General features: G+C 44.9%; 7 protein-coding genes. 5 read left to right on the forward strand and 2 right to left on the reverse strand.

Annotation, left to right across the window (positions count from 1 at the left end; genetic code table 11):
- Nucleotides 1–24: 24 nt before the first annotated feature.
- Entirely contained in the window at nt 25–1,800 is a 1,776-nt protein-coding gene (rho, locus tag MLE17_RS15750) for a transcription termination factor Rho (protein WP_243349683.1), read from the reverse strand.
- A 318-nt stretch (nt 1,801–2,118) separates the two neighbouring features.
- Here rho and rfbA point away from each other — a divergent pair, with 318 nt between their 5' ends.
- Nucleotides 2,119–2,994, forward strand: a complete 876-nt coding sequence (gene rfbA / locus MLE17_RS15755) for a glucose-1-phosphate thymidylyltransferase RfbA (RefSeq protein WP_243349684.1) — start codon at nt 2,119–2,121, stop codon at nt 2,992–2,994.
- Between the two features lie 43 nt (nt 2,995–3,037).
- On the opposite strand, the gene MLE17_RS15760 is transcribed toward rfbA, so the two are convergent.
- The gene (locus tag MLE17_RS15760) at nt 3,038–5,941 is read right to left on the reverse strand and encodes a PEP/pyruvate-binding domain-containing protein (RefSeq protein WP_243349723.1); all 2,904 of its coding nucleotides are present in this window, start codon (nt 5,939–5,941) and stop codon (nt 3,038–3,040) included.
- Between the two features lie 222 nt (nt 5,942–6,163).
- Here MLE17_RS15760 and gdhA point away from each other — a divergent pair, with 222 nt between their 5' ends.
- From gdhA to glgP, 4 genes are all read left to right on the forward strand, one after another.
- Nucleotides 6,164–7,498: an NADP-specific glutamate dehydrogenase gene (gene gdhA, locus MLE17_RS15765; protein WP_243349685.1), complete on the forward strand. Its 1,335-nt coding sequence runs from the start codon at nt 6,164–6,166 to the stop codon at nt 7,496–7,498.
- 42 nt (nt 7,499–7,540) lie between these two features.
- A complete protein-coding gene (locus tag MLE17_RS15770; protein WP_243349686.1) occupies nt 7,541–7,987 on the forward strand; it encodes a septal ring lytic transglycosylase RlpA family protein in 447 nt (148 codons plus the stop codon).
- A 560-nt stretch (nt 7,988–8,547) separates the two neighbouring features.
- Nucleotides 8,548–10,194 (forward strand): glycogen/starch synthase, encoded by a 1,647-nt coding sequence (locus MLE17_RS15775; protein WP_243349687.1) that lies wholly within the window; start codon nt 8,548–8,550, stop codon nt 10,192–10,194.
- Nucleotides 10,195–10,228: 34 nt separating this feature from the next.
- Entirely contained in the window at nt 10,229–12,784 is a 2,556-nt protein-coding gene (glgP, locus tag MLE17_RS15780; protein WP_243349688.1) for an alpha-glucan family phosphorylase, read from the forward strand.
- Nucleotides 12,785–12,848: the final 64 nt, after the last annotated feature.

The raw sequence follows: 12,848 nt of genomic DNA on the forward strand, positions 1-12,848 counted from the left end.
AGCAGGTGTATGTCAAGCCCTTGATTAATCGTTCATCGAAAGCAGTAGCTCCTCGTTATTGATCGTTTTATTCATCCGGTCAGAGATAAACTGCATTGCCTCAACCGAGTTCATATCCGACAGATAGCTACGCATAATCCACATACGGTTCAACGTATCACGGTCAAGCAGCAAATCGTCGCGACGTGTACTGGAAGCGGTAATATCCACAGCCGGGAAGATACGACGGTTAGACAGTTTACGGTCAAGCTGAAGCTCCATGTTACCGGTACCTTTGAACTCTTCGAAGATTACCTCATCCATTTTAGAGCCGGTTTCGGTCAGAGCCGTTGCAATGATGGTAAGACTACCTCCGTTTTCAATGTTGCGGGCAGCACCGAAGAAACGTTTTGGTTTATGAAGTGCATTGGCATCCACACCACCGGAAAGCACTTTACCGGATGCAGGTGATACCGTATTGTAGGCACGCGCCAAACGAGTGATTGAATCCAGCAATATCACGACATCATGACCACACTCTACCATACGTTTCGCCTTTTCCAATACGATGCTGGCAATTTTCACGTGACGTTCAGCCGGTTCATCGAATGTAGATGAAATCACCTCGGCACGTACGCTGCGGGCCATATCGGTAACCTCTTCAGGACGCTCGTCAATCAGCAGGATAATCATATAAACCTCAGGATGGTTTGCCGCAATTGAATTGGCAATTTCCTTCAGCAACATAGTTTTACCCGTCTTGGGCTGAGCGACGATAAGACCACGCTGTCCTTTTCCGATAGGAGAAAACATATCTACCACACGCATGGACAGACTGTCATTTTTACCGCGGCAAAGATTGAATTTCTCATCCGGAAAAAGCGGGGTAAGGAAGTCAAACGGAATGCGGTCACGCACATATTCAGGTGAACGTCCGTTGATTTTTTCCACTTTTACCAACGGGAAGTACTTTTCGCCTTCTTTCGGGGGACGAATAGCTCCTTCGACCAGGTCACCGGTTTTTAATCCGAAAAGACGGATTTGCGACTGAGAAACGTAGATATCATCGGGAGAAGTGAGGAAGTTATAATCTGCGGAACGAAGGAAACCGTATCCGTCAGGCATAATTTCGAGGACACCGTTACCAATGAGGATACCTTCAAATTCGTACGGTTTTTCATGGTGTTTACCATTTCCGAAACGCGGACGGTTCATCCGGGTATCTTGTCCAACCTGAGGTTGTGGTTCTTGCGGTACATCAGCAATTACTTCAGTTTCAACAGCAGCAACCTGCTCCTGTGCTACGATTGGCTCTTCTTCCGGCTCATCGGCATCAACCGGAATATCCGGCAAGATAGGTTTTTCCTCCTCCTCATTTTTAAAGGAACGATGCACGACAATATTTTTTTTGCCATGAAAATACTGGGATAGTTTGGGCGCAGCAAATTGGCGGGAATCTTGCTGTTGCGGACGTTGAGCTGCGGCCTCGGAAGGTTTATCCTCACTCGAAGGCGTAACCACTTTACGTGGTTGCTCCTGAACCTGTGGTGCCGTTTCGACATTAGCCTTTGGGGCTTCTGTATCAGGCGTTGCCGATTGCTTAATCCGGGTTCGGCGTTTCTTGTCCTCACCTGCGGATGCAGTTTCGGGTACTTTTTCTATAACGGGCTCAACAGCCGGTATTTCAACCTTTTGATTCTCTATTATTCTATTGATGAGTTCATCTTTCTTGAGCGTATCAACACGCTTCAGTCCCATTCCTTTTGCAATGGTCTTAAGCTCGGTTAAAACCTTGGAGTTTAATTCTTCAGATGTAAACATGGGTGTTACAGTATATTCTTTTTTGGAGAAAACGATAAAGAAAAGCGACGAGACGCGCTATCGGTATCAGCTAAAAGTAATGCGATAAAAAAAATCTTGGATTTATTGTGTCGGTGCGCAAGGATAGCGCTTTCGGTGTAAATCGGTACAAAGATAAAACAATTTTGAAACAGAATCTGCTCAGGGGTGTTTTTTGTGGGTTTTTTTATTTTCTTCATAAATCGTACATCGCAATGTGTTATCTTTGCCGCAATTGCCGCAGGATTTCAGATATGTCCTGCCCGGAATATTGCTAACAGTCTAAATCAGAAAATAACTATGAAGGGAATTATCCTTGCCGGAGGAAGTGCCACACGCTTGTACCCGCTTTCTAAAGCTATCTCCAAACAAATCATGCCGGTTTATGACAAACCGATGATTTATTACCCGTTATCCACCCTGATGCTTGCCGGTATCCGCGAGGTATTGGTCATCTCTACTCCACGTGACCTGCCGATGTTCAGAGACCTGTTGGGAACGGGTGAAGAGCTGGGCATGAGTTTTTCTTATAAGATTCAGGAGAAGCCGAATGGACTGGCAGAAGCGTTTCTTTTAGGGGAAGAATTCCTTAATGGAGAAGCGGGATGCCTGATTTTGGGGGACAACATGTTTTACGGACAAGGATTTTCAAGCATGCTTAAAAAGGCTGCGACCATGGACAAAGGAGCCTGTATTTTCGGTTATGCAGTAAAAGATCCACGTGCTTATGGTGTGGTTGAATTTGATGCGGACAATAATGTGGTTAGCCTGGAAGAAAAACCGGAGCATCCGAAATCTCATTATGCAGTACCGGGGCTCTATTTTTACGATTCAAACGTGGTGGCAAAAGCCAAAAGCCTGAAACCATCGGTTCGTGGTGAATTGGAGATTACCGACCTGAACCGCCTCTATCTGGAAGAAGGCTCACTCAAGGTTCAGCTTTTCGGACGCGGATTTGCCTGGTTGGATACCGGAAACTGCGACAGCTTGCTCGAAGCGGGTAACTTCGTTGAGACGATCCAAAACCGCCAGGGCTTTTATGTTTCCTGCATCGAGGAAATTGCCTGGAGAAACAAATGGATTGACAATGCTCAACTCTCCAAGCTGGGTAAAGCTTTAGACAAAACAGCTTACGGACAGTATCTGCTGGGATTGCTTGAGAATGGTGATAAATAAAATGCAACGGGTTGAAGCCAAAAACTTCAACCCGTTCTTAATATTACTCCCTTTCTACCCGCACTACTCCTTCTCCCTTTTTCCCATTAATCTTAATAAGAACCGGTTTTTCAAGACGGACATGCCGTACAAATTCAGTTTCATAAACGGCCTCTTGTTCATTCAGATATTGCTCATCGAAAAATCCGGTCTTCAGGAAAGGATTTACCGTAAAATACCCTACCCCGAATGAGGTCAGGTTTTGGAAAAAGTGGGTCCCCTGGCTGGGATCTATCCGGTATTTATCCAAAACCGTCTCCACGATTAAGCGGGCTGACGAAATCTGCGCCCATTTTACCTGAATACCCAGTGCCGGATCGGCTGTGCCCCACCGCCCTGGACCGACAAGGATGTACCCGCGTCCGCTTTCGATAAACTGTTGGTTGAGCCGTTCGATCTCTCGGGCGATTACCGGATTGTTTTGCGGACGAAATCCCGCACTTTTCACATAGATAATATCAGCAACATCCGTAATCACCATATGCCCCAGTGCTTTTTCTGAATAAATTAACGCCCCGGTTGAAGAGAGGTCGCTAAAATCGGCCGACACCGATTTATTGGGATTGACTATAGGACGAATCTGCAACCAGTAAAAAGCACCTTTCGAATTTTCCGGCTCATTGAGATTTACGGCAAACTCTATTTCGACCGGACACCCCATCTCCTCCTGAGCAACTTTCAGGATTTGCCGGAGCATTTCAGCCAGAGGAAAAGCATTGTATTTTAAAATAGAGCTGAAAGTAACCAGTTTACGCCCCCCTTCATACCAGCTATCCCGGATGATTTGATTTTGCAGTTCAAAAGTGGACGCCAGCGGTTGCAGTGTCTGGTCTTTTTCAGCCTCCTTCAAACTGAGGGACAAGAGATTAAACCCGTCATTGACCGGAAATGGAATTTCCGGAATATGTTTATCCAGTGCATAAAACTTCATCTGTGTCTCCCTCAATGCCATCGCTGGAGTACTGAGTTGGAGTACATGCTGCGGATGGCTCGGCGAAAAGCGTAAGGTAACACCGCCATCCACTATATATTTACCTAATCCCAACGCAATGTTGGCTACCCCCTCCTCTATCTTTTCGCCATTGATGGGATAGTAATTAATCGACTGGGCTACACCGGAAAACGACGGATAATAGCGATCTCCGAAATCTTTTCCGATCACCTCCTGCAATATGATAGACATCTTCTCCTCGTCCACCATATTTTGCGTGGCTTGCAGGTACGCCTTGCTCTCCTTATAAAAGACGGAAGCGTAAACCGACTTAACGCCAACACTAATCATGCTCAAGGTCGTCTCCATATCCTCACTCTGCGGAATCATATAGGTCTTGTACACTCCGGCAAAGGGCTGGTAATGCGAGTCTTCCAACGTACTGGAAGAGCGGATGGCGATGGGTGTTTTCACCACCTCGGCAAAAGCCTTGCAATCTTCATGAAGCGAATCGGGCAACTGTGCCTGCAAAAAGTGCTGCAAAATCTCTTCGTCCGATAGATTACCAAGCGCCAACGAATAGAGGCCGTTATTTTCCATAAATTCTTCGAAAAGGTCACTACACAACACCAGGGTTTTCGGAATCCGGATGGGCACGTCAAACTGAGATTCAAATTCCTGATGGCGTTTTATCAGGTTATCAATAAAAGCGAGACCACGTCCTTTACCGCCTAACGAGCCGTTTCCGATGCGGGTAAAATGGCTGTACCGGTCAAAACGCTCTTTCCTGAAAATGGCCACTACACCTTGATTTCGCATTTGACGATAGCTGACAATGGCATTGTAAAGCGCCTCTCTCCCAGCCTCAAAAGTTCCAAAATCCGAAAAATTATGATGTCGGATATATTCGGCCAAAGGAAATATCGCCCGGGAGTACAACCAGCGGGAAATGTGATTGTGGGAGGCATGATAAAGCAACGACTCCTGGGGAATCTCATGCAACCGGTGCTGTAACTCATTCAAATCCTTTATTCTAAGCAGAACCTCTTGGGTTTCGGAATTAATAAATTCAAATTCACCAAAACCGAAATTCCGGATTACAGCGCTCTCCAGTTCATAAGGAAAAGACTTCGCATTTTTATCCAGAAAAGCCGCCTGTAACTGGTCGGCATAAGGCCGGTTCTGCGCATCTGACGATTCCATGATAATGGGCAAAAAGGGATCTTGTTTCCGGATATAACTGCACAATTGTATGCCCGCCTGCTTGTCTTTCACCTGATTGTGCATAAAGCTGATATCGGAAATCACCCCGAGCAGATTATGCTTACAGGTCTGATAAATGGAAAGCGCCTCTTCGTAAGTACGGGCAAGGAGGATTTTAGGACGACCGCGCATCCGGAGCATCATCTCGTGTTCATTGAGTGCTTCTTTCGAGAATTCCTGGGATTGTTTGAGGATAATTTTGTACAAATGCGGCAACATCGAAGAGTAAAACCGGATATTATCTTCCACAACCAGAATAGCCTGCACCCCTACTGAGCACATATCTGCTTCGGCATTCATCTTATCTTCCAGCAACTTAATAATTGCCAACAACAAATCGGCATTTCCCAACCAACTGAATACATAATCAATGGCTGACAAATCCTCCTTCGAAAGCCGGATAGTCACCTCCCGGGAAAACGGAGTAAGTACGACTATGGGAATGCGGGAGAATTGCTCTTTGATTCGTTTTGCTCCGGAAAAAATATCAAAATTATCGCTGCCCGGCATCACAATCACCAGGTCATAGTTTCGTGCATTGAGCTCTACCAATGCCTCATTTTCATCCACCACCAACGTAAACCGGGGTGGATAACGCAGGTTGAGTGAGACGTATTCCATGAAAATCTTCTCATCAATCCGGCTGTCATCCTCCAGCATAAAGGCTTCGTACTTGCGGGCAATCAGCAAGACATTATAAATGCGCATTTGCATCAGATTGGCAAATGAAGTGTCCTTGAGCAAAAAATGATCGATATCTTTTGGTTTCACGGCAATAGAAAGTTGTGGTTGGTTTAAATTTTCCGCTAAAAGTGGGTACAACAGAGCCTTCTCAATTGTTATATAACTGAAAACAAGCCTCTATGAGCAAAACAACAAAGTTCTTCAAACAGTTTCCCCGAAACGAAAATAGCAAACAAATAATGAGATAGTTGTATGACAATTGACAAACTGATGTTCGATCTGGAAGCCAGGCATCCGGGCGAAACAGAGTATTTGCAAGCGGTTAAAGAGGTTCTCATCTCCATCGAAGAGGTCTATAATCAGCATCCAGAATTCGAAAAAGCCAAAATCATCGAACGACTGGTAGAGCCGGACCGCATTTTTACCTTCCGGGTTCCCTGGGTGGATGATCACGGTGAAGTTCAGGTCAATCTTGGCTACCGCATTCAGTTTAACAATGCTATTGGCCCGTACAAAGGCGGGTTACGCTTTCACCCCTCAGTCAACCTGTCAATACTGAAATTTCTGGGTTTTGAACAAATCTTCAAAAACGCTCTGACCACATTGCCCATGGGCGGAGCTAAAGGCGGAAGCGACTTTTATATCAAAGGAAAATCGGACGCCGAAGTGATGAGATTCTGTCAGGCGTTTATGCTCGAACTCTGGCACAATATCGGCCCCAACATGGACGTTCCTGCCGGAGATATTGGCGTGGGAGCCCGCGAGGTCGGATACCTTTATGGCATGTATAAGAAGCTGATACGCGAACATACCGGAACCATTACCGGTAAAGGCCTCGAATACGGCGGCTCACTCATCCGCCCTGAAGCTACAGGTTACGGCGGACTCTATTTTGTGGACCGAATGCTACACACGCATGGTCATGACATCAAAGGAAAGACGATTGCCATTTCCGGTTTTGGGAACGTGGCGTGGGGCGCAGCTTTAAAGGCCAATCAGATGGGAGCCAAAGTCGTCACCCTTTCCGGACCGGATGGTTATATCTATGACCCGGATGGCGTTTCCGGAGAGAAAATCGACTACATGCTTGAACTTCGTGCCACCGGAAATGACGAGGTCAGTCCCTATGCCGAACAGTTTGGAGTAGAATTCTTTGAAGGCAAAAGGCCGTGGGAACAAAAAGTGGACATTGCACTACCCTGCGCCACACAAAATGAACTGGACAGAAAGGATGCACTTGCCTTAATCGGGAATAATGTCCTGTGCGTAGCAGAAATTTCTAACATGGGTTGCACTCCCGGGGCCATTGACCTGTTTATTGAACATAAAATTCTGTATGGCCCCGGCAAAGCGGTCAATGCCGGTGGCGTAAGCACCTCCGGACTGGAGATGACACAAAATGCCATGCACCTCTCCTGGCCGGCTACCGAAGTGGACAACCGGCTCCACCAGATCATGTCAAATATCCATGACCAATGTGTGAAATACGGTACCCAACCGGATGGTTATATCAACTATATGAAAGGAGCAAATATCGCCGGATTTATGAAGGTTGCACACGCAATGATGGAGCAAGGTATTGTGTAATTCATTAAAAGTCATATCTTTGCAAAAACTAATCCCTTTTGCATGAGATTACACAACGCTGTTTTGTTCCTTTTTTTGTCTCTTTGGCATCACATTTCCGCACAGGAAACAGGCCGGGTTTCATACTACTCGCACAAGTTGATTGGAAAGAAAATGACCAACGGCGATAAGTATAATGCCTGCGATTTTGTAGCTGCTCACCGCAACTATCCCCTAGGCACTTTACTCAAAGTGACTAATCTGGATAATGGAAAGTTTGTTGTAGTTAAGGTCACTGACCGCGGCCCGTTTTCGCACACCCGTGTGATAGATATTTCATATGCCGCAGCTGAAAAAATAGGAATGATTTCATCCGGCCATGCCAATGTGAAAGTTGAAGAGGCCAACGAGCTTCAATTCCTGCTTACTCCGGAAACTATGCTGACGGAACAAACTCCAAAACTCAAATTAGCATGTGAAATTCCGTTCAATATTAAGCTTTTTCCCTAAGAAACACGCGGACAATCCCTGGACACCCCCAATATAGTTTGGGAATTTTATCAAATAGAACTCCTGTATGCCTTTGCTAAAAAAAGACGCTCAGGAGTTTTTCTTTTTGCCACCATTATTAACCCCTCTGATTTCATTATAGTCAAGCCGTTTTGAATTGCGAATAAATTATCCCAAAACGTTAGAGTTAGAAGGGTTTCTGTTTCGGAATTGTCGCAATCCTAATTGGCTTCACTATACAACAAAACAAACAATCCAATTCAACCATTTACCCATCAAAATGCACCTGGTATTTACTTTTTCATCTTAAAACCAGGCTACATTGAAATTACAAATATGTTAAAGTCCAAACATGACCCTCCTAATTTAGAATCGCACAAAACCAACCAACAAAACACTGATATTAAATATATTAAACACAACAAAAGGCCTATTCTTTCTGTTTTTATTTTCACGATATAAAAATAGCCGGCTCTTTTGTGTGCCTGAGAAATTTTTTCAAATAAATTTGCAGCTTGATAAGGATGTCTTATTCTACTTCTTACTTAATAAGATACAGCATGACATATATTACACCGGATTATATTTTTGAAGTTAGCTGGGAAGTTTGTAACAAAATCGGAGGTATCTATACGGTACTCTCCACACGGGCAAAAACGCTGCAAAATCTGGTGGACGATAGATTAATCTTTATCGGACCGGATGTCTGGACAGAAAACGAATGTCCCTTCTTTATTGAAACCAAAACACCCTTAACCCATTGGCAACAGATTGCAGAACACGAAGGATTAAAAGTCCGCATCGGTAGATGGGATATCCCCGGTCAACCAGTGGCAGTTCTGGTGAACTTCCAACCGTTATTTGAAAAAAAAAATTACCTCTACACTAAAATATGGGAATGGTATAAAGTGGAGTCAGATCAGGCTTTCGGTGATTACGACGAATCCTGCATTTTCGCTTATGCCTCCGCTTTGGTCATTGAAAGTTTGTATCGCTACATAAATGGCGAGAACAAAAAAGTGGTTGCCCATTTCAACGAGTGGACAACAGGCATGGGCGCTCTATATATCAAAAAGAACCTGCCTAAAATAGCGACTGTATTTACGACACACGCTACCTCTATTGGCCGTTCCATAGCCGGAAACAACCGTCCTCTATACGATGATCTGAAGCATTACAATGGCGACCAGATGTCATGGGAACTCAATATGCGGGCCAAACATTCATTGGAAAAGCAAACAGCTCATCATATTGATTGTTTTACCACAGTCAGTGATATTACGGCCATTGAGTGTGAAGAATTGCTTGACAAAGCCGTTGACATTGTCACCCCGAACGGTTTTGAGCACGACTTTGTGCCTAAAACAGGGCATTATCGGTCGAAACGAGACCATGCCAGAAATGTATTGGCCAACGTTGTCGAAAAACTGACAGGATCCCGACCTAAGGAAAATGCTTTTTTTGTCGCCACTGGTGGACGTTACGAATTTAAGAACAAAGGGATTGACCTTTTTGTGGATTCTTTAGCCCGGTTAAAAGAGGATCGTGAAAATAAAAGGGAAGTCTGCGCATTTATACTCGTACCGGCGCACATGTATGCACCCCGCAAGGAACTGGCTGACAGACTTAACGGAACCGACAAATCCACAAATCCTCTGCACGAGCCTTTTATCACCCACTGGCTGCACTATCCGGGGAACGATCCAATCATCAATCAGATGAAATGGCTGGGACTGAAAAACGGACCGACAGATAAGGTGAAAATTATTTTTGTCCCAATCTATCTGACCGGTCAGGATTCTATCTTCCACGAAACATACTACGACCTGCTCATCGGAATGGATACCACCGTATTCCCATCGTATTACGAACCGTGGGGATACACACCTCTCGAAAGTATCGCATTTTCCATTCCGACGATCACCACCTCTTTGGCTGGATTTGGTATCTGGGCAGAGAAACAAACCGGATCATCTGATATAGAAAGTGGAGTAGCGGTAATCAAACGGTCCGATCACAATCAGACAGAAGTTTCCCGGTTAATATGCGAGAATCTCAAAAAATTGATTAACTTGCCGGACAAGAAAATAAACGAAATACGCAATAATGCGCTCCAGCTCTCTGCAGAAGCGGATTGGGCACACTTTATCAAATATTATCAGGAGGCTTACTCCATTGCACTACAAAAAACATTAAGAGAAAATTGACGCCTGAGCTGGCATAATTTAAAAATCAGACATTATGAAAGTACAAGTCAGTAATGCAAACTCTCCCATCTGGAGAGATATTACGGTAACATCGAAATTACCAGCTGAGCTCCAGAAGTTATCTGAAATTGCTAAAAACCTCTGGTGGGTATGGAATTTTGAAGCTAAACGTTTGTTTGGCTCCATAGACCCAAAGCTGTGGACCAAAACAGCGCACAATCCGGTACTATTACTGGAAATGGTAAGCTACGAACGCTTATCAGAACTACGCAAAGACGCCTCATTCCTCGAAAAACTCGATGAAGTTTACACTGAATTCCAGCAATATATCAAGTCAGAGTACGACCACAGCAAACCCTCTGTTGCCTACTTCAGTATGGAGTATGGGTTGACCAACATTCTGAAAATATATTCCGGTGGTTTGGGTGTATTGGCTGGCGACTACCTGAAAGAAGCTAGTGACTGTCGCATCGACATGACTGCGGTGGGCTTTATGTATCGTTATGGTTACTTCACGCAAACCCTCTCTATGGAAGGGCAGCAAGTGGCTAACTATGAAGCTCAGAACTTCACCCATTTACCCATCGAACAGGTGAATGATGAAAATGGAATGCCAATGATACTGGAGGTCCCTTACGCTGACCATACTGTTTATTGTAACGTCTGGAAAGTAGCCGTGGGCCGTATTCCACTCTACCTGATGGATACCGATATCGAGTTGAATAGCGAATGGGATCGCCCGATCACCCACCAACTCTATGGCGGTGACTGGGAAAACCGTATGAAACAGGAATACCTGTTGGGCGTGGGTGGTATCCTGCTCCTCAACAGACTTGGTATCAAGAAAGAAGTTTACCACTGTAACGAAGGACACGCTGCGCTGATCAATGCTCAACGTTTGGCTGATTTAATCGAAAAAGATGGACTAGAATTCTCAGTAGCCCTGGAATTGGTACGTTCGTCATCCTTATATACCGTCCACACTCCGGTTCCTGCCGGTCACGACAGCTTTGATGAAGGGCTGTTCAGCAAATACATGCATAAGTTCCCTGCTAAACTAGGTATTACCTGGCAGGATTTCATTGACCTCGGCCGTGAACATCCGGGCACAAATGATAAATTCTCAATGAGTGTATTTGCCTGCAATACTTGTCAGGAAGTCAACGGGGTAAGTTGGCTCCATGGAAAGGTTTCGCAGGATATGTTTAGCCCAATCTGGAAAGGGTATTTCCCCGAAGAACTACATGTCAGCTACGTAACGAACGGCGTACACCTGCCAACCTGGTCATCTGCCGAATGGCAGGTATTCTTCCAGCAGGAATTCCCTAAAGAGTTTTGGGAAGATCAATCCAATCCCAAAATGTGGGAACCGATCCAGAAAGTATCGGATGAGAAAATCTGGAAAATTCGCCGTGCCCTGAAAGAGAAACTGGTTAAATACATTCGTGAAGAATTTGAAGGCCAATGGCTTAAAAACCAGGGAGACCCATCTAAGGTTGTTTCTGTTCTTGAAAAAATCAACCCGAATGCGCTAATCATTGGCTTCGGTCGTCGTTTCGCGACATATAAACGCGCCCACCTGTTGTTCACAGACCTGGAACGCCTGTCCCGTATCGTAAATAACGAAAAATATCCCGTACTCTTCTTCTTCACAGGAAAAGCGCACCCTGCTGATGGCGGTGGTCAGGGATTAATCAGACACATTGTGGAGATTTCACGCCGTCCTGAATTTTTGGGAAAAATCATTTTCCTTGAAAATTACGACATGCAATTGGCAAAACGTCTGATTTCCGGAGTGGATATCTGGTTGAATACTCCTACCCGTCCGCTTGAAGCATCGGGAACATCGGGTGAAAAAGCAGAGATGAACGGTGTACTTAACTTCTCAGTAAAAGACGGCTGGTGGTACGAAGGTTATCGTCCGGAAGCCGGATGGGCATTGACGGAGCATAATACCTATCCAAATCCTCAACATCAGGACCAGCTGGATGCTGCAACTATTTATGGAATGCTTGAAACCGATATTATCCCACTTTACTATGCGAAAAACAGCAAAGGTTTTTCACCGGAGTGGATTCAATACATCCGTAACTCATTCATTCAAATCGCACCGTTCTACACAACGAAGCGAATGCTGGATGATTATATCGACCGTTTCTACACCAAACTTTCTTCACGTTCTAAATTCCTGCGTGAAAGCAATTTTGCCAAAGCCAAAGAGATTGCGGCGTGGAAAGAAGTGGTGGCAGCAAAATGGGACGACATCGAAGTTGTATCTATGACTTCGGCTGATGAGCTTTGCCGGGCTAACGCTGTAAATGACCCTTGTACAGTTGATGTTGTCCTTGACCTGAAAGGTCTGGGTAATCACATTGGCGTGGAAGTCGTTATCACCGAAATGGAAGAAGGACATCAGAAAATCTTCTTCATCAAAGACCTGCATCTTGTAAAAGTGGAAGGAACGCTTCATCATTATCACCTTTCTAACAAAATGCAAAGCTCAGGGGCATATAAATACGCATTCCGTATGTACCCAAAACACCCGGATCTTCCTCACCGTCAGGATTTCTGCTACGTCAGATGGATTTAAACCTCTTCGTATAAACTCAAAAAAAAGCTGCTTAAGAAGAATTTCCTAAGCAGCTTTTTTTTCA

Source organism: Parabacteroides sp. FAFU027, assembly GCF_022808675.1.
Taxonomy (GTDB): Bacteria; Bacteroidota; Bacteroidia; order Bacteroidales; family UBA7332; genus CAXXIC01.